This is a genomic window from Arthrobacter sp. NPDC057388, assembly GCF_042668165.1.
In the GTDB taxonomy this organism is placed as follows: Bacteria; Actinomycetota; Actinomycetes; order Actinomycetales; family Micrococcaceae; genus Arthrobacter.
Genome location: NZ_JBHVBL010000044.1, coordinates 13,040 through 34,567, shown reverse-complemented (window position 1 = coordinate 34,567; position 21,528 = coordinate 13,040). Strand labels below are relative to the sequence as shown.

At 63.4% G+C, this 21,528-nt stretch carries 18 protein-coding genes; 12 read left to right on the top strand and 6 right to left on the bottom strand.

The features are described 5' to 3' along the window. Positions 1–142 precede the first annotated feature (142 nt). A complete protein-coding gene (locus ACFUTU_RS17590; protein ID WP_377966563.1) occupies positions 143–1,636 on the bottom strand; it encodes an APC family permease in 1,494 nt (497 codons plus the stop codon). 122 nt (positions 1,637–1,758) lie between these two features. Beyond that, positions 1,759–2,169 carry a cupin domain-containing protein gene (locus ACFUTU_RS17585; RefSeq protein ID WP_377966561.1) on the bottom strand — a complete coding sequence of 137 codons (411 nt, stop codon included), beginning with the start codon at positions 2,167–2,169 and terminating at the stop codon, positions 1,759–1,761. A gap of 449 nt (positions 2,170–2,618) precedes the next feature. Between ACFUTU_RS17585 and ACFUTU_RS17580 the strand changes: the two genes are divergently transcribed. The 4 genes from ACFUTU_RS17580 to ACFUTU_RS17565 all read left to right on the top strand — a co-directional run bounded on the left by ACFUTU_RS17580 (position 2,619) and on the right by ACFUTU_RS17565 (position 5,957). Next, positions 2,619–2,996 (top strand): cupin domain-containing protein, encoded by a 378-nt coding sequence (locus ACFUTU_RS17580; RefSeq protein WP_377966559.1) that lies wholly within the window; start codon positions 2,619–2,621, stop codon positions 2,994–2,996. Between the two features lie 144 nt (positions 2,997–3,140). Further along, positions 3,141–4,541 carry an NAD(P)-binding domain-containing protein gene (locus tag ACFUTU_RS17575; protein ID WP_377966557.1) on the top strand — a complete coding sequence of 467 codons (1,401 nt, stop codon included), beginning with the start codon at positions 3,141–3,143 and terminating at the stop codon, positions 4,539–4,541. 200 nt (positions 4,542–4,741) lie between these two features. Continuing rightward, positions 4,742–5,329, top strand: a complete 588-nt coding sequence (locus tag ACFUTU_RS17570) for a TetR/AcrR family transcriptional regulator (RefSeq protein WP_377966555.1) — start codon at positions 4,742–4,744, stop codon at positions 5,327–5,329. A 349-nt stretch (positions 5,330–5,678) separates the two neighbouring features. Continuing rightward, a complete protein-coding gene (locus tag ACFUTU_RS17565) occupies positions 5,679–5,957 on the top strand; it encodes a hypothetical protein (protein WP_377966553.1) in 279 nt (92 codons plus the stop codon). An 84-nt stretch (positions 5,958–6,041) separates the two neighbouring features. Here ACFUTU_RS17565 and ACFUTU_RS17560 read toward each other — a convergent pair whose 3' ends face one another. Continuing rightward, complete coding sequence (locus tag ACFUTU_RS17560; protein ID WP_377966551.1) at positions 6,042–7,031, bottom strand: 2-hydroxyacid dehydrogenase; 990 nt, start codon at positions 7,029–7,031, stop codon at positions 6,042–6,044. Positions 7,032–7,069: 38 nt separating this feature from the next. Beyond that, positions 7,070–8,140 (bottom strand): isocitrate/isopropylmalate dehydrogenase family protein, encoded by a 1,071-nt coding sequence (locus ACFUTU_RS17555; RefSeq protein ID WP_377966549.1) that lies wholly within the window; start codon positions 8,138–8,140, stop codon positions 7,070–7,072. Between the two features lie 311 nt (positions 8,141–8,451). Here ACFUTU_RS17555 and ACFUTU_RS17550 point away from each other — a divergent pair, with 311 nt between their 5' ends. The 5 genes from ACFUTU_RS17550 to ACFUTU_RS17530 all read left to right on the top strand — a co-directional run bounded on the left by ACFUTU_RS17550 (position 8,452) and on the right by ACFUTU_RS17530 (position 14,523). Then, positions 8,452–9,687: a CaiB/BaiF CoA transferase family protein gene (locus tag ACFUTU_RS17550; protein ID WP_377966547.1), complete on the top strand. Its 1,236-nt coding sequence runs from the start codon at positions 8,452–8,454 to the stop codon at positions 9,685–9,687. Continuing rightward, the gene (locus ACFUTU_RS17545) at positions 9,687–10,559 is read left to right on the top strand and encodes a hydroxymethylglutaryl-CoA lyase (protein ID WP_377966545.1); all 873 of its coding nucleotides are present in this window, start codon (positions 9,687–9,689) and stop codon (positions 10,557–10,559) included. The genes ACFUTU_RS17550 and ACFUTU_RS17545 overlap by 1 nt, the downstream gene beginning before the upstream one ends. Before the next feature lie 73 nt (positions 10,560–10,632). After that, positions 10,633–12,066, top strand: a complete 1,434-nt coding sequence (locus ACFUTU_RS17540; protein WP_377966543.1) for a 2-hydroxycarboxylate transporter family protein — start codon at positions 10,633–10,635, stop codon at positions 12,064–12,066. A gap of 89 nt (positions 12,067–12,155) precedes the next feature. After that, entirely contained in the window at positions 12,156–13,847 is a 1,692-nt protein-coding gene (locus tag ACFUTU_RS17535; RefSeq protein ID WP_377966541.1) for a thiamine pyrophosphate-binding protein, read from the top strand. Positions 13,848–13,869: 22 nt separating this feature from the next. Then, positions 13,870–14,523, top strand: a complete 654-nt coding sequence (locus tag ACFUTU_RS17530; RefSeq protein ID WP_377966539.1) for an IclR family transcriptional regulator — start codon at positions 13,870–13,872, stop codon at positions 14,521–14,523. A 42-nt stretch (positions 14,524–14,565) separates the two neighbouring features. On the opposite strand, the gene ACFUTU_RS17525 is transcribed toward ACFUTU_RS17530, so the two are convergent. Both ACFUTU_RS17525 and ACFUTU_RS17520 read right to left on the bottom strand, forming a co-directional pair. After that, a complete protein-coding gene (locus ACFUTU_RS17525) occupies positions 14,566–15,999 on the bottom strand; it encodes an amino acid permease (RefSeq protein WP_377966538.1) in 1,434 nt (477 codons plus the stop codon). 194 nt (positions 16,000–16,193) lie between these two features. Beyond that, the gene (locus ACFUTU_RS17520; protein WP_377966536.1) at positions 16,194–17,111 is read right to left on the bottom strand and encodes a LysR family transcriptional regulator; all 918 of its coding nucleotides are present in this window, start codon (positions 17,109–17,111) and stop codon (positions 16,194–16,196) included. Positions 17,112–17,206: 95 nt separating this feature from the next. On the opposite strand from ACFUTU_RS17520, the gene ACFUTU_RS17515 reads away from it, so the two are divergent. From ACFUTU_RS17515 to ACFUTU_RS17505, 3 genes are read left to right on the top strand one after another with little or no spacing between them, the layout of a single operon-like run. Continuing rightward, positions 17,207–18,412, top strand: a complete 1,206-nt coding sequence (locus tag ACFUTU_RS17515) for an NAD(P)/FAD-dependent oxidoreductase (RefSeq protein WP_377966534.1) — start codon at positions 17,207–17,209, stop codon at positions 18,410–18,412. Positions 18,413–18,462: 50 nt separating this feature from the next. Beyond that, positions 18,463–19,881: a 2-oxoadipate dioxygenase/decarboxylase family protein gene (locus ACFUTU_RS17510; RefSeq protein ID WP_377966532.1), complete on the top strand. Its 1,419-nt coding sequence runs from the start codon at positions 18,463–18,465 to the stop codon at positions 19,879–19,881. Between the two features lie 23 nt (positions 19,882–19,904). Beyond that, positions 19,905–21,443, top strand: a complete 1,539-nt coding sequence (locus ACFUTU_RS17505; protein ID WP_377966530.1) for an aldehyde dehydrogenase family protein — start codon at positions 19,905–19,907, stop codon at positions 21,441–21,443. The last annotated feature ends 85 nt before the right edge of the window (positions 21,444–21,528 follow it).

Genomic DNA, 21,528 nt, shown 5'->3' with positions numbered 1-21,528 from the left:
GCCGGTCACCTCACAAGGTGACCGGCCGGCGTCGTGCTTTCCTTAGTTCTTTGAAGTTTTTGTACAGGTAATGGGCTCTAAACCGCCCCGAAGTTGCGATACGTGGACAAAAACTCCTCCCGGATGGGGCCCGATGCCGCGGCTAAGGGGTGGAAGCCTTTTCCAGGTCCGCCGCACTGCCCGCCGGGTTGCTGCCCAAAAGGCCGGCGGTGACTGTTCCGGTGTTTCTGCGCCTCTGCTCGCGCTGGGAATACAGCCAGATAGGGATGTAGAGCGCCAGCACAATGAAGCCGAGCCAGGTGGAGGTCCAGCCGATTTCCAGGCTGTTCAGGTAGACCACGCCGACCAGGCAGAGAGGCAGATTGAACAGGCCGAAGAGCATGGCAACGTGCTTCCAGCCCCGGGGCGCCTTGAACGGGCGCTCGAGGGAAGCGAAGGCCGGGTGCTTCCTGGCCCTGACATAGGCGAACAGGCTGATGCCGTTGGCACAGGTGTAGCCGATCGCGGCGGCGGCCAGGATGGCCGGCATGGATCCCATCGAAATCAGCACCATGTTGAACGCTGCGGTGACAAGCAAGGCAACAAACGGGGTTCCGTGGCGGTTGGTCTTGCCGAGTGACCTTGGCAGGTTGCCTTCCGTTGACATGGAGTGCAGGGCGCGGGAAGAACCAAGGTAGGCCGTTTGGATGATCAGGATCATCGCGGCGATCAGCATGATGATGGTGACCACAGAGCCCACCTGCCCGAAGGTGGCCTGGGCGACCGGGATCAGCGGTGACACCGCTTCGGCGACCACGCCGTCAACACCGAGCACACCGATTACCGCAGCCTGCACCAGGACGTAGGAGAAAAAGCAGATGATGCCGCAGGCGAAAAGCGCCTTGGGAACGTCCTTGGCGGGGTTCTTGTATTCAGGTCCGTAAATGGCTGCGGTTTCCCAGCCGCAGGCGCTCCATTGCGCGATGGCAAAAATGCCGAGGAGGATCAGGATGTGGTGCATGTCCCAGGACCAGTCGGCCGGCATCCAGTTGCCGGTGATGTTGGTGAGGTCCACGTGCCCGGTGGCGAAGGGCGCCGCGGTGAGGACGATCAGCGGGACCAGGGAAAAAGTGGCCAGGACGTAGCCGAGGATGGCACCTTCCTTGAGCCCGAACCAGTTGATGATGAAGAGCCCGGCGAAGATGACCAGGCCTGATATGAGTGAGAGCTGGTACTCGCTGAAGTTCTGCGCCAGCGCCGGGAACAGCCCGTGCAGGTAGCCGCCGACCAGGATGGCGAAGATCGCCAGCACGGGATTCCAGGCAAACCAGTAGCTCCAGGCACTGAAGCCGCCAAGCAACTTGCTCTTGTCGTATTTTCCCTTGTAGTTCTCCGTGCGGAACACCGCTTGCGCAAAACCCGGCAGACCGGAGGCCTTGGGAAAGGTGGTGGCCATTTCAGCGTAGGCGGCGTTCTGAAAAAAGCCCTGAATGACCGACAGCCCCCAGATGAGGATGGCTGCAGCCGACAGGTACATGGGAAGGTAGCCCAGAGATGGGAGGATCAGCAAGGGAACGCCCAGCGCGATGGCCAGGCCCTGCTTCCAGTCGATCGACCTCTCCAGGCCACCAACACCATCCGAAAGATTTTTACTCATAACAGTCTCCTTGGACGGCTGGAAGCCGCCCGGTCCTTAGTTGAGTCACGCAATTCTTGAAAGATTCAGTGGCAGCCAAAGGAGCTGCGTCGCCTGTCGGCAAGGGGTGCAGCTTAGCTGGCTCAGATTTCGAAATACCGGAACGAGTGCGACTCTGCACCTTCCGGGTTTGGGCCGTAAGTGGTGACCATCCGTGCATAGACCGGCGCCCAGTAGCGGCCCAGCTGTCCCGGATTCACCCGTGCCACGTCGCCCGGTTTCAGGATGACGGTCCTGCCTTCGCTTTCGATGTGAAGCTCGCCTTCGAGCACGAAGTTCGTCTCGGTGTGCGGATGGAAGTCTTCCCAGCCGCACGCCTCAAGCTCCCACTCCGAGAGTATGAACTCGTTCCATGGGCCTTCAGGCTCGGCGTTGATGAATCTGCAGCGCAAGCGGGGCCATTCATCCTTCATGACCTTCATGGGCTTTACCGGCCAGGAATCAATTGCTTCACCCGTCACCCTTGCCGGGATCCGAGAGGTGGTTGTCGTCATGGTTCTATACCCGTTTCTCGAAGGAGATTTCTGAATCTGCGGGGATGCTTCAGTGAGCCCCAGCAGAGCGCGTGTGTGATCTGAGTCACGAAGCTGTCCAACACATTGTCATGGACGATCGTCCCAGTCAATGGTTCTGGACGATGGAACGGATTGCGGCCTGCGAAGCCGGCGCCGGCAAGAAAAGTTGAAGTTGGACGCTTGACTCATACAGCTGTTCATGTCAAAGTTCTTGGCACGGGCAAACGTGACTGGCATCACACCAGCCGAGCCTGGCTAGTCCTGCAAATCCGAAAATCTCCGGTTTGCAACCGCTCACACGGCCGCCCCGATCGGGCTGCTCAGCTGCTTTTCCGGGCCGCCTCCCACGCACTCCCCCCGCAATGACAGATCTGTCGAAGACGCAGTTCTGACCAAGAAATTCACGGCACTATTCACAGGAGAAACCAATGGAAACCCTCGTAGGAACACTCACCAAGGCCGGATCCATCCACAAGGTTGTCGGCGGTTATGTCGGCCTGCCGTCGATGAACGAGCCTGGCACGGTTGCCGCAATCGGCGACGCGCTCCACAACCCCGAAGGGTCGGTCATGAGCGCCGGCTTCTTCGAGCTGAAGGCTTCCGAGCCGCTCGTGTACACGTACACCTACGACGAGATGAAGGTCGTCATCAAGGGCGAGTTCATCCTCACCGACGAGACGACAGGCGAAGTTACGCACGCCAAGGAGCGTGACGTGCTGTTCTTCCCGAAGGGCACGACCGTCAAGTTCGAGACCCCCGAGTACGGCCTGGGCTTCTTCACCGGCGAACGCTCCTTCGCCCCGTAAAGGTGGGATTCCCCCCGGCATTGCGGGGTCCCAGAAGCATCAATGTCTACCGCCGGACGGCAAGCGGCAATTGTTCTCGGCGCAAGGCAACCCCCGGCGTCGCGTCCCGGCGACCCCAGAAAACCATTTGAAGAGGAGAGCAACATGACACTACGAGTAGGAATCATTGGTGCCGGCCCCAGCGGCCTGGCACAACTGCGGGCCTTTGAATCAGCACGTCAAAAGGGCATCGCCATCCCGGAAATCAAGTGCTTCGAAAAGCAGGACGACTGGGGCGGCCAGTGGAACAACAGCTGGCGGATCGGCCTGGACGGCCACGGCGAGCCGGTGCACTCCAGCATGTACCGCCACCTGTGGTCCAACGGCCCCAAGGAATGCCTCGAATTCGCCGACTACTCCTTCGACGAGCACTTCGGCCGCCCCATTTCCTCCTTCCCGCCCCGCGAGGTCCTCTTCGACTACATCAAGGGCCGCGTGGAAAAGTCCGACGTCCGCAAATACGTCAGGTTCAACACCGTCGCCCGCCACACCAGCTACAACGAGGCCACCCAGGAATTCACGGTGACGGTCGAGGACCTCAAAACCGGCCTCACCGAAACCCACGTGTTCGACAAGCTCGTAGTATCCACCGGCCACTTCCACGTCCCCGCCGTCCCCGAATTCAAAGGCATCAAAACCTTCCCCGGCGAGGTCATGCACGCCCACGACTTCCGCGGCGCCGAGAGGTTCTACGGCAAGAGGCTGCTCATGATCGGCAGCAGCTACTCCGCCGAGGACATCGGCATGCAGGCCCACAAAATGGGCGCCGCAGCCATCACCATGAGCTACCGCAGCAACCCGATGGGCTACCACTGGCCCGAGACCACTGTGGAACGCCCGCTCGTCACCCACTTCCAAGGCAGCACCGCCTACTTCAGCGACGGCACCCACGACGACTTTGACGCCGTCGTACTTTGCACCGGATACCAGCACAAGTACCCGTTCCTGCCCAGCGAGCTGTCCCTGAAGTCACCCAACGTGCTCTACCCGGGCAACCTCTACAAGGGCGTGGTGTGGCAGCAGAACACCAACCTGTTCTACCTCGGCGCGCAGGACCAGTACTACACGTTCAATATGTTCGACGCCCAGGCATGGTTCGCCCGCGACGTCATGACCGGAGTCATCGACCTGCCCTCCCTTGCTGAGCGTGAGGCGGACATCCAGCTCTGGCTCGAACGCCAGGCCGCACTTCCCGATCACGACGCTGAGGCCGACTTCCAGACCGACTACCTGCGCGAACTCATCAACGCCACCGACTACCCGCCCTTCGACCTGGACGCTGTTTCCCAGCTCTTCAAAGACTGGATGCGCCACAAGCACGACGACATCCTCGGCTACCGCGACATGATCCACCGCTCCGTCATCACCGGCACCATGGCAGTCAAACACCACACCCGCTGGCTCAACGCCATGGACGACTCCCTGGCACGGTACCTGCACGGCACCTCCCAGGACATCGACACCGACACTCCTGACGCTGTCAGCGAGACCCTGGCCGCAAGGTAGTTTCACCGGTCGCGATGTGGCACGCCCCGCAGTCCATTAATGGACCGCGGGGCGTCCGCATTTCATGGGCTGTCGGCAACACCCACTAGGACATCCGTTCGAGTCAATAGTTCAGGACGAATGGTGCAATGTTTGTCCAAGCAATAGTCTTAAGGGCAGGGTCCCGTGCGGGCCGACACCGGGAGATTAGAGAGTGAGCTATGCGGGTACCCGCAGAGGAACGGAAAGAACAGCTGATCGCCGCGACGGTTGAACTGATGCGCCGCGAAGGCGTTCAGTCGGTGACCGTACGGGCCATCGCCAAGGAAGCCAATGCACCCTTGGCTACCGCCCATTACTGCTTCAGCGGCAAAGACGAAATCATGGACGCGGCCGCCGAGGCCTGGTTGAAGAACCTCAGCAGTTTCTCCGGCGAAATCCCGGTGGAATTGGGCCTCCGCAAGGCTGTGGAACAAGTAGCCGAAGGTTACTGGCGTGCGCTGGAAGAAGAGCCGGCCAGCCTCCTGGCTGAGATAGAACTCATTCTGTGGGCCACGCGCAATGCGCCCGCCAGCCCGCTCGCCGCGAAGATCTATCCGGCCTACGAAGTGGAGCTGGGAAACATCTTCTCTTCCGCGGCCGAAAGCTGCGGCGAAGAATGCCTTATTGGATTTCCTGAGCTTGCACGGTCCTTTCTGATGATCTACGACGGCGCGGCCATCCAATACCTGACGGACCCGAAGGCTGCGGATCACCGGAGCATGTTCTTCATGCTCGTGGATGCACTCCTGACCAAGGCCGGCGTATAGCCTCACCCGCCTAATGGCCAATCTCACAGGCCCCCGGTGCCTGCTCCCGGGAAGCGGGCTGGCAGAATTGAGGGCAGGAGTTCAACCCGGCGAATGGCCATACTGAAAGTCCGCGGCGCACGTGCCGCCCGGCACGCATGGCCCAACCTGCAGATCAGCACTTGGTTTGGTCCTGGCCACCGCAAGCCGTGACGCATCAGGGGCCCGCCGTCTGCTCGCCGATCCCAACCCCGAATCTCCCCGAGACGGGCAATGCATGTCTGTGGAACCGCCGCCCTCACCCCGGGCCGGCGGTCATTTGGGCTCCTGCCGCCGTGCACATGGTGAATACCGACAGTGAGGAACCGAAATGCCTGAGGAAACGATCTACTGCGACGTCTGCTGGGTGAATCCGGGCCACGCCCACATCCGCGAGCTGCCCATCTGCTCGTCATGCATCGAAGAATTCAACATGACCGGTCTCCGCCGCCTGGTGTACCTGGATACGGAACCGTACGAGACGCCGGCCGGGCAGCGGCTGAGCGATGCCGAGGTCAAGGACAGCCGCGAGCCCGCACTTTTCAACCCGCGCAACAGCGAGCAGCTCTCCCTGGCCGCCCAATTTGCCAGCCTCGTAGCAGCGTTCTGATCACGGCTGCAAGGTCATTAGAGGTCCTCAGCACGCGCCGCCAGCGGCGCGTGCTGAGGACCTTTCCCCAAAGAGAGTCGGAACCTAAACCGCGGTGACGGTCATCGCACGCTTCGATGCTGTGACAACGCCACTGGGAATATCGCCGCGCAACACCGCGTCGAAGTTCTGCCAGACAGTCGCGATCCTGCGCTGGACGTTCTCCCAGCCGACACCTGCCATGTGGGGCGTGCACACTACCTGCTCCATAGTCAGCAGCTCGCTGGCGGTGTCCAGCGGCTCCTTCTCATAAACATCAAGCCCCGCCCCTGCTATGCGCCCCTCGCGCAAACTCTCGGTGAGTGCGTCCTGGTCCACGACTTCGCCGCGGCCGACATTGACCAGAACGCCGTTCCGCTTCATCAGGGCAAGTTCCTCACGCCCGATTAACTTGTTTGATTGGGCATTGAGCGGAAGACTCAGGCAGACGACGTCGGAAACCGCCATCAGCTCCTCCAACGGGACGCGGCGGGCGGGGATCATTTCCGAAACGGTCAGTGGTATCTCCGCGTTGTCGTAGAAGACCACATTGGCGCCAAAGCCGTGGTGGACGATCTTGCCGACCCAGCGCCCGATATTCCCCAGTCCGACAATGCCGACTGTCTTGTTGTACAACTCGGAGTAGGACGTCTCGTCCAGGTCTTCGCGCCATTTTCCCTCGCGCAGCAACTGGGTAGAGGCTGGAATCCGCCGCAGCACCGTGAGTATCAGCGTGAGAGCATGCTCGGCGACGGAGATGGAATGGGTCTTCATCTGAGCCACCGGCACACCCAGTTCGTCCAGGACGTTGAGCGGGAGCTGCCCGTAGCCGGAGCTCATGTACTGGATGAACTTGGCGTTTTTCGCGGCGCGGAACACCTCTTCGGGAACGTCGACGCCGGTGATAAGGAAATCGGCGTCCGCGGCTTCACGGCAAATCTCGGACACATCCTCCTGCAGCGACATCACTTTCACTTCGAAGCCCTCCGGCGCCGAATCCAGGAGACGGTCGATGTAATCCTTCAGCGGATTTACGAACAAAACTTTGTATGTCATCTGTGCACATCTTTCTCGAGTCAACGTGTGCCTGGCAGTTATGCCGAGAGGGCTTTTAGGACTGTGTCCAGCACGTCCTGGGTTCCGGCTGTTCCTCCCAGGTCGCGTGCCAAAGGTCCCGTTGCCAGCGCTGCCTCGACAGCGCTTTGAATTTTCTGTGCCGCCTCGGTGCAGAGGCCGTCGCCGTGGCGTTCGCCCAGCCATTCCAGCATCATGGCAGCGGACAGGATCATCGCCGTCGGGTTAGCGATTCCCTTTCCTGCAATATCGGGCGCGCTGCCGTGGGAGGGCTGGAATACACCGTGTGTAAGACTGACGTCGGCAGAAGGCGCCACGCCAAGGCCGCCGACGAGGCCGGCCGCGATCTCCGAAACGATGTCGCCGAAAATGTTCTCCGAGACGACCACGTCGTAACGTTCCGGATCGGTCACCATGTACATCGATCCTGCGTCGATGTAGTACTTTGCGCTTCCGATATCGGGGTTTTTTGCGGCGACTTCGTCGAATACCTTCTCCATGAGTACGTTGCTGCGCAGGGCATTGGATTTATGCAGCAGTGTCACGTGGCCCGCTGTGCCCCGTTTGCGGCGCGCCCGCGCCTGCGAAAACGCAACGTCGAAGAGTTTCTCGCACGTGGCCCGGGTGATTGTCATACGGTCGCTGGCACTCTCGTCACTGGGCTCATGGTGGTCGGCCAAACCGGCGAACATCCCCTCGGACGTTTCACGGATGACGAGCATGTCGACGTTCTTCGCCTTGACGGGGCTCTCAACGCCGGGGAAAAGCCGGACCGGCCGAAGGCTTGAGAAGAGTCCGTAGTGGGCCCGCATTTCTACCTGGGCGCCCAGTTCGAGTCCTTCGGGCCCACGAACGTCCGGGAGGCCCATCGCTCCAAACAGCACAGCGTTTTGTTTGCCGATCTCGTCCATGTCGGCAGCGGTGATCTTCCGTCCGGTACGGCGGTACAGGTCTGCGCTGAAGTCGTAGAACGTGTAGTTGAGCGTCAGCCCGTACCGGCTTTCACATTCCTTCAGAACGGACAGAGCCGCGTCAACTACCTCAGGTCCGATTCCGTCTCCGGGGATGACAGCGACGTCATAGTGAGCCATGGATTTCCTGCCTTGCTAATTACGGGCGCTCTCGCGCGGGTTGATCGCCGGCACCGGAAGCTTCGCCTCGTGCGGCTGCCTTCATTAGCAATATCCCACTCAATGGGAAGATAAGTTTGCTAAGTGGGAAGACGATAGCAGGGGATGATGCGGCTCACAAGGCGGATCACGGTTAAAGCTCGACCGAGCCGACTGTTGCGCGGGTCACATTGCCCTGCTATCGTCGATCCGCCCGATGACAAGCTTCTCCCACTGAGTGGGAACAAGAAGTAGCGGGCCTCTTTGCACTCCATGATGCAGGCAGGAAGAACATGACGCAGCAACTTCAATTCGAAGGCAACACCCTCCCGCTCCAGGGATTACGCGTTCTGGAGCTTGGCAGCTTCATCGCCGCGCCGTTCGCAGGACGCCTCTTCGGCGACTTCGGTGCCGAAGTCATCAAAATAGAAAAGCCCGAGGGCGGGGATGAGCTGCGTGACTGGCGGAAGACCCGCGGCACTACCTCCATGCTGTTCCGCACCGTTGCCCGGAACAAGAAGTCCGTGGCCCTGGACCTGCGCTCGGAAACCGGGCGCGAGGCGGCCAAGAAAATAGCAGCCCAGTGCGACGTGGTGATCGAGAATTTCCGTCCCGGCACACTCGAAAAATGGGGTCTGGGACCGGAGGTCCTTCAGGCACTCAACCCGGACCTTGTGATGGTGCGCATCTCCGGCTACGGACAGACCGGGCCCTACAGGAATCGCGCAGGTTTCGGCAGTTCCGCCGAATCCTTCGGCGGTCTTCGCTATGTCACCGGCGAACCGGACCGTCCGGCGGGCCGGGCGGCCGCCAGCATGGGCGATACCGTGGCCGGCCTCTACGGCGTGATTGGAGCCCTGATGCTCATGCTGCAGAAGGCCCGCGGGCTGGACACCGGCTCCTCCAAGATCGTGGACGTTGCGCTTTACGAAGGCGTCTTCAGCCTCCTCGAATCCCTCGTCCCGGACTATGACGCCTACGGCATGGTCCGCAAGCGCACCGGCGGCGCGCTTCCCGGCGTCGTACCCACCGGTTCCTACCTCTGCCAGGACAACCTCGAGGTGGTCATCGGGGGCAATTCGAACTCCGTGTTCGTCCGGCTCATGGGGGCCATCGGCCGCGACGACCTTGCCCGGGACGAAACCCTTCTCACCACGGAGGCACGCGGGGCGCGCGAAGAAGAGCTCAACGGTGCCATCTCCGCCTGGACCGGCAGCATGCCCCTCACTGAGGTCCTCGACAGGCTGGACGAAGCCGGTGTTCCCGCCGGGCCTGTCTACGACGCACCCAGCATCGCAGTGGACAAGCACTATCTGGCCCGCGACATGATCCAAACCCACGAGGTAGTGGTCGAAGACGAGCCTGAGCTGATCCGGTTCCCGGGCGTCGTCCCTAAAATGCCCGGCCACCAAGGGCAGGTCAACTGGATTGGTCCCGAGCTGGGCCAGCACACTGCCGAGGTCCTGCGGGAGCTTGCCGGCATGGACGCCGAAGAGATCGCGGCCCTGGGTCTGCAGGAGGCGCGCTGATGCAGGTCCAAATCACTGACGTCTTCCTGCGCGACGGGCTACAGGACGAACCGGTCATCGTCTCCACGGCCCACAAGCTGGAAATCGCCGAGGCCCTCATCGCAGCCGGAATCAAACGCATCGAGGCCGCGTCCTTCGTGAATCCCCGGCGGGTGCCGCAAATGGCGGACGCCGCCGACGTCATCTCGTCCCTGCCGGCAGCCGAGGGAATCCGCTACACGAGCCTCGCCCTGAACGGTAAGGGGATCGAGCGGGCAGTAGCCGCGGGCGCCACTGACATCCAGGTGGTCACCTCGGCCAGCCAGGCGCACAGCAACGCCAACGCCGGGCAGGCGATCGAACACGCCCTCGCAGGCATCGCCGCCACCGTCGCCCGCTATCCGCAGACCCGCTTCTTCGCCGGCGTCTCCACCGCCTTCACCTGCCCCTTCGAAGGCAGCATCGACCCCGACCACCTGCTTCGCGTGGTCCGCGCCTTCAAGGACATGGGCATTCAGGACATCGGCCTGGCCGACACCCTGGGCACCACGCCGACCGAAAACGTGCTGGCCAGCCTGGCCCACGTGCGGAACGCCGAACCGGACCTGACCTTTTACCTCCACCTGCACAACGCCCACAGCCAGGCGCTGGCGACCGTCGGCGCCGGGGTGAGTGCCGGCGTCGTCCGTTATGACGCGGCGCTGGGCGGCTACGGCGGCTGCCCCTTCGCCCCCGGTGCCCACGGCAACATCGCTACCGAAGAACTTGTCCGGTACGTCCACGAGGCCGGCCACGAAACCGGTGTTAACGAGAACCGCCTTGCCGAGGCGGTCCGCCTCGCCCGGGACATCGTCGCGCACTCCCCCGCGGCGTTGGCTGAACCTGCCCGCTGACCAGTACATACGAGACCAAACAGCACCCGACCCCCAAAAATAACAGTTCCTACTCACCGTTCTGGAGACGATGATGTCTACAAGCCCACGCACCACGGAATCCACCAGCGAACCAACGGACATGGCCATGAGCGAGACCAGTCCCGGCCCTGCCGGAGGCATCGAGCACCCTGTCACTAAGACGGTCGGCTCACGGCCGGGCACCCACTACCCCGGCCGGCCCGGCTTCCGCATCGCCAGTCTCCCCGCGCCGCTGTATCTCATCCTTGCGGCCTTGGTCCTCATCGCCGCTATCACCGGCAACCTGCCGGACACCATCGTGGCCGGCTTCGCCACCACCATCCTGCTCGGCGGGCTCTTCATCTGGATCGGCAACCTCTTCCCTGTGGTCCGCGACTTCGGGCTGCCGACCATCCTGTGCACGTTTGCCCCCGCCACCCTGGCCTTCTTCGGCGTCATGCCGGAAAACCTCGTCACCGTCGTGCAGAACTTCATCGACGGCCACGGCTTCCTGGACTTCTTTGTCATCGGCATCATCGCCGGCTCCATCCTGGGCATGCCGAGGGCATTGCTGCTCAAGGCAGGGCCCCGCTTCGCGGTACCTGTCGTGGGCTGCCTCATCGCCACCTTCGTCCTGGTGGGGCTACTCGGCCTGGTGACGGGCTTCGGGTTCGTCGAGGGCATCCTCTTCATTGCGGCCCCGATCATGGCCGGCGGCCTCGGCGTTGGAGCCCTGCCGATGTCCAAAATGTACGCTTCGGCGACCGGCAGCGACTCCGCCGCGTTCATGGGTGACCTGATGTCCGCCGTCGTGATGGCCAACGTGGTGTGCATCCTCATCGCCGGCATCTACAACGGCCTGGGTAAGCGCAAGAAGCAGCTCTTTGTCGGTTTCAACGGCCACGGCCAGCTGATGCGGATCAAGGGCCGGTCGGACGAACTCACGCTGCCGCCCAAGCGCGACGCGTCCTCCTTCATCGCTCTGGGCAAGGGCCTGCTGATCGCCGGCAGCCTCTTCATCTTCGGCAACCTGATGGCCGCGCTTGTCCCCGGACTGCACCCCTACGCCTGGGCCATCATTGCAGCCGCCGCCGTCAAGATCTTCGGGCTCCTGCCCAAGGACGTGGAGGACTCCACCGCCGACTGGGGCGACCTGATCGGTGCCGTCCTGGTACCGGCGCTGCTGGTCGGCGTCAGCCTGACCTACATCGAGATCCAGGACGTGCTCGCTTCGCTGAGCAACCCGCTGTTCATCCTCCTCACCGTCTGCACCGTCGTCATCGCCACCCTGACCTCCGGCGTCCTCGGCTGGCTGGTGAAGTTCAACTTCGTCGAAGCCTCCATCACCCCGGGCCTGGTCATGGCAGACACCGGCGGCAGCGGCGACGTGTCTGTCCTGAGCGCCGCCAACCGCATGCACCTGATGCCTTTCGCCGCCCTCACCAACCGCCTCGGCGGCGCGCTGGTCCTCTTCGTCACGTCCCTGATCGTGCCGTTCCTCACCTGACCGGCCTTGCCCCCACTACAACAATGACGACGGCGGTGCCCCCAGCGCGTGCGGGGGCACCGCCGTGCCACTCACCACAAAGGACCACTATGACCAGCACCAGTACCGCCGTCCCGCGCATCGGCGCAAACCGGCTTCCGGATGAGGGCCACGTGGCCGCGATCGTGGCCGACGTGGTCGCAGAGCGTGCCGGGCACCTTTTCGGCCTGATGGGGAACGGCAATGTCCACCTGATCAGCCGGCTGACCCGCCGCGGATTTCCCTTCACCTCTGCCCGCCACGAGTCGGCGACAGTGGCAATGGCTGACGGATACTACCGGGCAACCGGAAACATTGCAGCAGCGACCACCACCTACGGCGCCGGTTTCACCAACGCCTACACCACCCTTGCCGAGGCCCGGCTAGCCCGCATCCCGCTGGTCCTGGTGGTGGGCGACGCGCCCTCCACCGGCCCCCGGCCCTTCGACATCGACCAGCCCAAGGCCGCGGAAGCCGCAGGAGTGGTGACTCTCGTGGCCGGTCCCGGCAACGCCGAAGCGGTGGCGCACCGTGCCTTCGACCTTGCGCTGCGGACCGTCCAGCCGGTGGTCCTGGCCCTACCGTATGACCTGGCGACAGCTCCGCCGTCGGAAGCGAAGCCCCTGGAACCTCTGCCATCGAAGCAGGCATGGGCCGCCGATCCCGCCGACCTGGACCGCGTGGCGGGCCTGCTCGCAGCCGCGAAACAGCCACTGATCCTAGGCGGCCGCGGCGTGCTGCTGGCCGATGCCGGTGCTCCCCTGCGCGAGCTGGGCGACCGGCTGGGCGCACTGTTCATGACCTCAGTCATGGCCGTCAACGCGTTCAAGAGCCCTTGGGACCTTGGCATCGCCGGCGGCTTCACCCGCCGCCACCGCCTTGACATTGCCCGGCAGGCAGACGTGGTCCTGGTGGTCGGGGCCAGCCAAAACCTCTTCCAGACCCGCTACGGAACCCTGTTTCCTGCAACAACCACTATTATCCGGGTGGACAACGAACCGGACCCCGGAAACCTGCCCGCCGCGGAGTACATCCGCGCAGACATCCGCCCGTTCGTCGACGGCCTCCTCCAGCGCGCCACCACCGCCACAACAACGACCTGGCGGGACCGGGCCCCTGACGTGGCCGGCCCGGAATTCCGCTCGTCCCGCCCGAGCGAAGATCCCGAGGAGTTCGGCTCTGACGGGCGGCTGAACCCGCGAGCGGTCGTCTCTGCCCTGGACCAGATCCTGCCGGCGGAACGCTCGGTGGTCATGGACGGCGGGCACTTCATCGGCTGGGCGCCGATGTACCTCTCCGTGCCCGATCCGCACGCCATGATCCTGGTGGGCACAGCCTTCCAGTCCATCGGTATGGGCTTCGGTTCCGCTGCCGGCGTTTCGGTGGGCCGCCCGGAACGCACCACCGTACTGGTCAGTGGCGACGGCGGCGGGCTCATGGGGCTGGCCGACTTCGAAACATTCCTACGGGCCACCCGCAAAGGCGTGGTGGTGGTGCTCAATGACTCGGCGTACGGCGCGGAACTGCACCAGTATGCAGTTAAGGGGCTGCACGACCAGGCGATGCTGATCGATGAAGTGGACTTCGCCGCCGTCGGCCGTGCCCTCGGCGCCTCGGGCGCAAAAGCCCGCACCCTGGCGGACCTGCAGCACCTCCAGGACTGGCTTGCCGCGAACGAGGAAGGTGTCTTCGTGCTGGACGTGGCCATCTCGCAGAAGGTGGTGGCGGAGTTCATGACCGAATCAGTGGCCGCCAAAGGCTGATTCGGCATCATAGGCTTCTCTTATGCCGTCTCCTGAAACCAACGGAAGCAACCGCACTCTTGAGCGTGCCGCTGCCATCCTTGATGCCGTGGGCCGGTCTGCCGTGTCAGCCAGCGAGCTGTCACGGCAGACCGGCCTTTCGGTGTCCACGGCGCACCGCCTTGCCCTGCAAATGGTGGATTACGGGTTCCTTCGCCGCTCCGAAAGCGGCACCTTCCGGCTGGGTGACCGGTTCATCAGATCAGCACTGGAAAACGCTGGCCTGCCGGTTCTCCAGGAACTGCGCGACCGGACCGGCGAAACCGCGCAATTATGGGTGCGGCGGGGAGACGAGCGTGTCTGCCTGCTCAGCGCGGACAGCCAGCATGAACTCCGCGCCATCCTGCCCGTGGGTTCACGGCTTCCGCTCCCCCAGGGTTCCAGCGGCAGGCTCCTGGCCGCCGACGACGACGCCCTCGCCGAGTTGGCAACGGCCGGTTGGATCGAGTCCGTCGGCATGCGGACTCCAGGTCTCGGGTCCATAAGCGCGCCCGTACAGACCGACGAGGGAATCATCGCCGCCGTCTGCCTTGCCATGCCGCTGGCCAGGGTGGTCAAGTCGCCAGGACAGGACTTCGGCGACCAGGTTATCCGGGCAGCGGAAAGAATCGCCGAAGCGGTGGAACGAAGAAAATAGTCCTGTGATAACGGTATGCAGAGGCTGAGCTTATTGCCTGGACTACTTCCCCGGTACAGCAGCTTGAGACGACTCAGCTTCCGTCAAGGCGCTCCTGCTGGAAGCGTCGGCAGTGACTACCGGAGCATGGACAGCCGGAGACCCGCCTCGCCGTCCCACGGCGAAGTACAGGACCAGCACCACCACCCATGACAGGCAGCTCAATGCCAGTGAAATTTGGGTGCTGCCGGTTACGGCCATCTGGACGAGGACGGCGGCGATCCCGGCAGTCGTGAGGATGGACAGTCCGGGGAAGAGCCACATCTTCACCTTGAGTTCGTCTTCCTTGACGCGGCGGCGCAGGACGATCTGGGTGAGGGCAATCAGCAGGTAGACGAAGAGGATGATGGCGCCGGATGAATTGAGCAGGAAGAGGAAGACACCGTCAGGGGATATCGCGGCCGCGACCACGCAAAGGAATCCGACCACTGAGGAAGCGAGGATTGCGGCCGCCGGAACCCCGCGCCTGCTCACCCGGGTCAGCGCGCCGGGTGCTTCGCGCCTGGCAGCCAGGACAAAGAGCATCCGGGAGGAGGTGTAGAGGCCAGAGTTCAGGCACGAAAGCACAGCGGTCAGCACCACGGCATTCATGAGGGTGTCCGCGAACGGAATGCCCATCACGGTGAACGCGGTGACGAACGGGGACGCACCGAGTTCGGTGGAGTTCCACGGGACCATGACAGCCAGGAGGAACACCGAGCCCACATAGAAGATGGAAATTCGGACCACGACTGACTTCATGGCTTTGGTGACCGATTGAACGGGATTCTTCGTCTCTGCTGCGGCAATGGTGGCGACTTCCGCCCCGACCATCGAGAAGATCACGACGACGATGGCCGAGAAGATCGCACCTGGGCCGTGCGGCAGGAAGCCGTCGTGGCTGACAAGGTTGCTGAAGTCCATCGACCTGCCCGGCCAGAAGCCAAGGACGAAGGCGCCGCCGAGGACTAAGAACGCCACGATCGCGGCCACTTTGACGCCGGCAAACCAGAATTCGAATTCTCCGAATGACGAGACCGAAAACAGGTTCGTGCAGGTCATCAGCACCATCAGCGCCAGCGAGAGGACCCACAGCGGGACGTCGATCCAGTAGGAGAGCACCTTCGCACCCGCTACGGCCTCAAAGCCGACGACGATGACCCAGAAGTACCAGTACAGCCATCCCAGTGAGAATCCTGCCCATCCGCCGAGGGCCCGGCGCGCGTAATCGGCGAAGGACCCGGTGGACGGGCTGGACGTTGCCATTTCTCCGAGCATTCGCATCACCAGGATCATGAGCACGCCCGTGATTCCGTAGCTGAGGAAGGCTCCCGGCCCGGCGTCGTTGATCACGACGCCTGAACCGACGAACAGGCCGGCCCCGATGACCCCGCCGATAGCGATCATGGTGAGTTGGCGTGGTTTGAGGTCTCTGTGTAGCTGAGGTTCAGAATTCATTGGGCGTTCATGCCTCCGTCTGTTTCCGGCCGGTCTTGTGTTTGCTTGTCCCCCGCGCGTTGTTGCTTCAACGACTATGGAGGACCGTGAACTGTGATCGGAAGCACTCGAGGGCGAGCAGTAGTGGCCCTGCCGCAACGGATTCTTTCGCTCGGGAACGCAGGGGGCCAAAGCCGGCGCCCGGCAGGACCCCTTCAGCGCATCGCCGCGCCGGGGCTGAAGGCATGCACAAGCGCGTCCCGGACGGCGCGCACACTGTCACGTTCCAGCGCCGAGGACCGCACGATGGCCACGATGCTGCGGCTCGGCTCCCCGGGCAGAACGGCTGTCGGAGCGGCTGTGGGCCGGAGGCCCATCATGAGGGGTGTGGCGAGGGTGATGCCTATCCCGGACTCAGCGAGCGCGATCGAAACAGCTGTATCGGTCACGACGTGCTGGACGTTCGGCTCGATCCCGGACCGGGCGCAGGCAAACCGGCAGGCCCGGCCAAAGTAAGTGTCGACCGGCGGAAGGATCCAGTCGCTGCTGTTGGCATGCTCTATCAGCGCGTGGGCTGTGCGCAGGTGTTCGCGTTCCGAGGGCGGCACGATCATCAGGAACGGCTCCTCATGCAGCGTTTGGGATTCCACGCCACGCAGGGGAGCCTGCGGCGCATCGCCGTAGTTCAAGCCCAAGGCGATGTCGATCCGGGACTCCTGCACGGCCAAGGGCATCGTTTCCACATCGACTTCGACAGCCTGGATGGCAACATTGGGCGCTGAATTCCGCAGGTAGCTGATGGCCGGCTGCATGGCCGAAACCGCCGCCGAGCCGAAGACACCCACGGACACGACCGCCCGCTGCTCCGCCTGGGGTCCACTGAGCGCCGCGGCAGCCCGGCGCTCGTCCTCCAGGAGCACTGAGGCATGGCGCAACAGTGTCAGTCCCGCATCCGTCAGGGTGACCCTGCGACCGTCCCGCGCAAATAATGGCCTTCGGATACTGCCCTGCAGCGCCGACATCTGCTGCGACACAGCGCCGGCAGTGAACCCCAATGCCTCCGCTGCGGCCGTCATCGTCCCCACCTCCGCCACCACTTTGAAGGTCTTGAGCTGCTCAAAAGTCCACTTCATATAGCAAATCTAAACGAATTGTTGAAAATTTATCGATAGACCTAAAAGCAGGTGTCCGTCCAAGCTTGTTCCAAGACAGGCTTTTGGAGGAAAACATGCAGATCAAGCACGCGGACAATGTGGTCCCGCTGGTGAAGTCACCTGCAGCGCCGCTTCCGGCGGAGGCAGAGGTGGTCATTCTGGGCGGCGGGATTATGGGCACCAGCATTGCCTATCACCTGGCGGAAGCCGGGATACACAACATCGTCCTTATCGAGCGCAACACACTGGGTTCCGGCTCTTCGGCAAAGCCCTTGGGCGGAGTCCGGGCGACGTTCTCCGATCCGGGGAACATTCGTCTCGGACAGCGCAGCCTGGAGGCCTACGAGCGTTTCGGCGAGAAGTTCAGAGCCGACATCGGACTCCGACAGGTGGGATACCTCTTCCTCTGCCGCACCGAAGCAGAACTGTTCGAGGTTGAAGCCAGCACGCACATCCAGAACTCGCTGGGCGGCTGCAGCCGAATGGTTTCACCAGCGGAAGCCCAGCAGATCAACCCGTTCCTTGATCCGAACGTCCTGCTCGGGGCCTCTTACTCTCCCCGGGACGGGTTTGCGGAACCGTCCAAGGTAGTCAGCGCTTACGCGGGGGCTGCCCGGGAACTGGGCGCCACGGTATGCGAGGACACCGAGGTGCTGGATTTCGACGCCGGCTGCGGTGCCGTGCGCGCGGTCCACACCAACCGCGGCACGATCCGGACGAATACAGTCATCTGCGCTGCTGGAGCCTGGTCGACCCGGCTGGGTGCCCTGGCAGGCGTCCATCTGCCAATCGAACCGGTCCGGCGGCAGATCGGGATGACGTCCCAGCGCGATGTTGCATTCCCCACGGTCCCTTTCACCCTGGACCTCTCCACCACGCTGTACTTCCACAACTACCTCAACGGCATGCTGCTGGGCATCTCCAACCAGGACCAGGAACCGGGGTTTTGCCGCGAATTCGACTATCAATGGGTACCCGCATTCAACCGCGCGGCGGACATCGTGGCACCGCGCCTTGCCCATCAGGAGCTGGAAGTCGGCTGGGCGGGCCTGTACGAAAATACCCCGGACCACAACGCCATGATCGGTTCCTCCGACACCGTGGAGGGGTTCATGTACGCCACGGGTTTCTCCGGCCACGGATTCCTGCAGGGGCCAGCCGTGGGTGAGCTCGTCAGGGACATGTACCTCGGCCGGGAGTCCTTCATGGATCCGGAGCAGTTCAGTGCCGCCCGTTTCGCCGGCGAACTGTCCCGCGTGAAGGAAATCCACATCATCTAGGCCTCACTTGGCATCCCCAAAGAAGAAACAAGGTTTGAAAGGACAAGCCCATGCCAACAACGACGAAGCTGCAGCTGTGGGAGCTGAGGGCAGAGTTCGCCCTTCGCCTTGCCACCTTGTACGGCAACGAAGTTCCCGCCTACAACACACTGGTGGACGTCTCCCGGGAGGTGAACGAGGACTTCATGCGCCGGAACGGGCAGCACGCCGAGCGGCTGGGCAGCGTTGAGCGGGTCACGGCCGAGCGCCACGGCGCCATCCGCGTCGGATCCCCCAAGGAGCTCGCCCAGGTGGCCAGGATCTTCGCCGCCTTTGGCATGCATCCGGTGGGTTTTTATGACCTGCGGGACGCCTCGAAGAGTTCCGTCCCGGTCGTCTCAACAGCGTTCCGCCCCGTCGATGCGCAGGAACTGGCCAGGAACCCCTTCCGCGTCTTCACCTCAATGCTCGCCCATGATGACCGCCGGTTCTTCGACGCGGAGACACAGCAGCAGCTCGAGGCCTTCATCGGTGCACGGACCCTGTTCCCCGACGACCTGCTCGATCTCGCCGACAAGAGCGCCGCAGAAGGCGGACTTGATGAAGTTGAGGCCGAACGCCTCCTCGAACTGGCCACCTCTTCCTTCAAGCTTTCCCCTGCCCCGGTTGACCACGACTGGTATTTCAAACTGGAGGCCATTTCCGCGGTGGCTGCGGACATCGGCGGCGTTCCCTCCACCCACATCAACCACCTCACTCCCCGCGTCCTGGACATCGATGACCTGTACGCCCGGATGCAGGCGCGCGGCATCACCATGATCGACGAGATCCAGGGCCCGCCCAACTGGGAAGGACCTGATGTCCTGCTCCGGCAAACGTCGTTCCGGGCCCTCGCCGAGGAAAGGGTCTTCCGCTATTCCGACGGCGGCATCCGGCCGGGATCCCTCCGTGTCCGTTTCGGCGAAGTGGAACAGCGTGGCATCGCCCTCACCGACAAGGGCCGGAACCTCTACGACCGGATGGTTGCCGAGGTGGACACCCGGCTTGCCGCCAGCCCCGCCGGCACCACCCGCGCCGACATCGCGGAGCAGGTCTGGCGGAAGCACCTCCCGGACACGGAGCAGGAACTGGCCCTGCAGGACCTCGCCTACTTCACCTACCGCCCCGCAAACCCCGCCGCGGCCCCCCGCACGGGTTCCGCAACCCTGCGGGAACTCGTCGAGACAGGCACCCTGGTTCCCGAGCCCATCGTCTACGAGGACTTCCTGCCGCGTTCCGCGGCAGGGATCTTCCAGTCGAACCTGAGCGACGACGGGTCCCGCGACGACGCGCAGGCCGGTACCCCGTACGACATCAACCGCCTGTCCGAAGTCCTGGGCCGGCGGATCCATGAGCCCAACGAACTGTACTCAGCGCAGCGATCCGAATCACTGGCTCAGGCCGAACACGCCCTGGGCATCACGATCACCGATCTCCCATTTCAGCTCTAACTCCAACCCGAAGGAAGTCCCCCATGACCACCATTGCCCCGGCCCTGCCGGCCACGTCCGAAATCACCGCTGAAGTCCGCAAGAGCCTCCAGGCCATCGGCGTGGACCCTGCCCTCCTGGAGGGCCCTCGCGAAACCCGTACGCCCATCACGGGGGAAGTCATCCTTTCCACCGCAGTCCACAACGACGCCGACATCGAGGCAGCCATTTCCGCCGCCGCCGAAGCGTTCAAGACCTGGCGCAACGTGCCCGCCCCCGTCCGCGGCGCCGTCGTCAAGCGCTGGGGCCAGCTGCTCACCGAACACAAGGAGGACGTGGCAGCCCTCATCACCGCCGAAGTGGGCAAAATCCGCTCCGAAGCCCTCGGCGAGGTGCAGGAAATGATCGACATCGCCGACCTCGCGGTCGGCCAGTCCCGCCAGCTGTACGGCAAGACCATGCCCTCCGAACGGCCCGGGCACCGGCTGGCCGAAACCTGGCACCCGCTCGGCGTCGTCGGCATCATCTCTGCCTTCAACTTTCCGGTGGCGGTATTTGCCTGGAACGCGGCCCTTGCTCTCGTAGCCGGAGACACCCTGGTGTGGAAGCCTGCCGATGCCACGCGCCTGTCTGCCCTCGCCGTCGACACCCTCCTCGCCCGCGCCGTGAAGGACGTGGGGGCACCCGCCGGCATCCACCATCTGCTGCTGACCGACCGCACCGGCGGCCAGAAGCTCGTGGAGGATCCGCGCATCGCCCTTGTCTCCGCAACAGGGTCCGTGCGCATGGGCCAGGAGATCGCACCCACAATCGCCAGGCGGTTCGGCCGCGCCCTGCTGGAACTCGGCGGCAATAACGGCGCCATCGTCGCCCCCTCCGCCGACCTGGATCTGGCCCTTCGCGGCATCGTGTTTGCCGCCGCAGGCACTGCGGGCCAGCGCTGCACCTCCCTGCGACGGCTCTTCGTGCACTCCTCGATCGCCGAGAGCCTGGTTCCGCGGATCGTCGAGGCCTACCGCACACTGAACATCGGCAGCCCGACCCAGGAGGGAACGCTCGTGGGGCCGCTGATCAACGCCGGAAGCTTCAAGGCACAGCAGGATGCGTTGGCCCGGGCCGTCGCCGAAGGCGGCGACGTGGTGCAGGGCGGCAACCGCGTCCTGGCGGAGGAGCACCCCGAGGCCTTCTACGTGGAACCCGCCGTCGTGCGTATGCCCGGCCAGACCGCCGTCGTGCATGACGAAACGTTCGCCCCCATCCTCTACGTCATGACATACGAAACCCTCGAAGAGGTGATCAAGATCCACAACGCCGTTCCCCAGGGCTTGTCCTCGGCCATCTTCACCCAGGACCAGACCGAAGCGGAACTGTTCCTCTCGGCCAGCGGCTCGGACTGCGGCATCGCCAACGTGAACATCGGCACCTCCGGCGCGGAAATCGGCGGCGCCTTTGGCGGTGAAAAGGAAACCGGCGGCGGACGCGAATCAGGCTCGGATTCGTGGAAGGCCTACATGCGCCAGGCCACCAACACCATCAATTTCTCCGGCCAGCTCCCCCTCGCCCAGGGCGTCACGTTTATCTAGCAACGGGGCAGGCGGCGGCCCCGTGCCGCCGCCTGCACATCTCATTCCCAATTTTCAGGGCACCGCCTACTCAGTAAGGACACCA

What these genes read in the sequence shown, in the direction of transcription:
- ACFUTU_RS17590 (WP_377966563.1), bottom strand. Translation starts at nt 1,636, where the DNA reads ATGAGTAAAAATCTTTCGGATGGTGTTGGTGGCCTGGAGAGGTCGATC.
- ACFUTU_RS17585 (WP_377966561.1), bottom strand. Translation starts at nt 2,169, where the DNA reads ATGACGACAACCACCTCTCGGATCCCGGCAAGGGTGACGGGTGAAGCA.
- ACFUTU_RS17580 (WP_377966559.1), top strand. Translation starts at nt 2,619, where the DNA reads ATGGAAACCCTCGTAGGAACACTCACCAAGGCCGGATCCATCCACAAG.
- ACFUTU_RS17575 (WP_377966557.1), top strand. Translation starts at nt 3,141, where the DNA reads ATGACACTACGAGTAGGAATCATTGGTGCCGGCCCCAGCGGCCTGGCA.
- ACFUTU_RS17570 (WP_377966555.1), top strand. Translation starts at nt 4,742, where the DNA reads ATGCGGGTACCCGCAGAGGAACGGAAAGAACAGCTGATCGCCGCGACG.
- ACFUTU_RS17565 (WP_377966553.1), top strand. Translation starts at nt 5,679, where the DNA reads ATGCCTGAGGAAACGATCTACTGCGACGTCTGCTGGGTGAATCCGGGC.
- ACFUTU_RS17560 (WP_377966551.1), bottom strand. Translation starts at nt 7,031, where the DNA reads ATGACATACAAAGTTTTGTTCGTAAATCCGCTGAAGGATTACATCGAC.
- ACFUTU_RS17555 (WP_377966549.1), bottom strand. Translation starts at nt 8,140, where the DNA reads ATGGCTCACTATGACGTCGCTGTCATCCCCGGAGACGGAATCGGACCT.
- ACFUTU_RS17550 (WP_377966547.1), top strand. Translation starts at nt 8,452, where the DNA reads ATGACGCAGCAACTTCAATTCGAAGGCAACACCCTCCCGCTCCAGGGA.
- ACFUTU_RS17545 (WP_377966545.1), top strand. Translation starts at nt 9,687, where the DNA reads ATGCAGGTCCAAATCACTGACGTCTTCCTGCGCGACGGGCTACAGGAC.
- ACFUTU_RS17540 (WP_377966543.1), top strand. Translation starts at nt 10,633, where the DNA reads ATGTCTACAAGCCCACGCACCACGGAATCCACCAGCGAACCAACGGAC.
- ACFUTU_RS17535 (WP_377966541.1), top strand. Translation starts at nt 12,156, where the DNA reads ATGACCAGCACCAGTACCGCCGTCCCGCGCATCGGCGCAAACCGGCTT.
- ACFUTU_RS17530 (WP_377966539.1), top strand. Translation starts at nt 13,870, where the DNA reads ATGCCGTCTCCTGAAACCAACGGAAGCAACCGCACTCTTGAGCGTGCC.
- ACFUTU_RS17525 (WP_377966538.1), bottom strand. Translation starts at nt 15,999, where the DNA reads ATGAATTCTGAACCTCAGCTACACAGAGACCTCAAACCACGCCAACTC.
- ACFUTU_RS17520 (WP_377966536.1), bottom strand. Translation starts at nt 17,111, where the DNA reads ATGAAGTGGACTTTTGAGCAGCTCAAGACCTTCAAAGTGGTGGCGGAG.
- ACFUTU_RS17515 (WP_377966534.1), top strand. Translation starts at nt 17,207, where the DNA reads ATGCAGATCAAGCACGCGGACAATGTGGTCCCGCTGGTGAAGTCACCT.
- ACFUTU_RS17510 (WP_377966532.1), top strand. Translation starts at nt 18,463, where the DNA reads ATGCCAACAACGACGAAGCTGCAGCTGTGGGAGCTGAGGGCAGAGTTC.
- ACFUTU_RS17505 (WP_377966530.1), top strand. Translation starts at nt 19,905, where the DNA reads ATGACCACCATTGCCCCGGCCCTGCCGGCCACGTCCGAAATCACCGCT.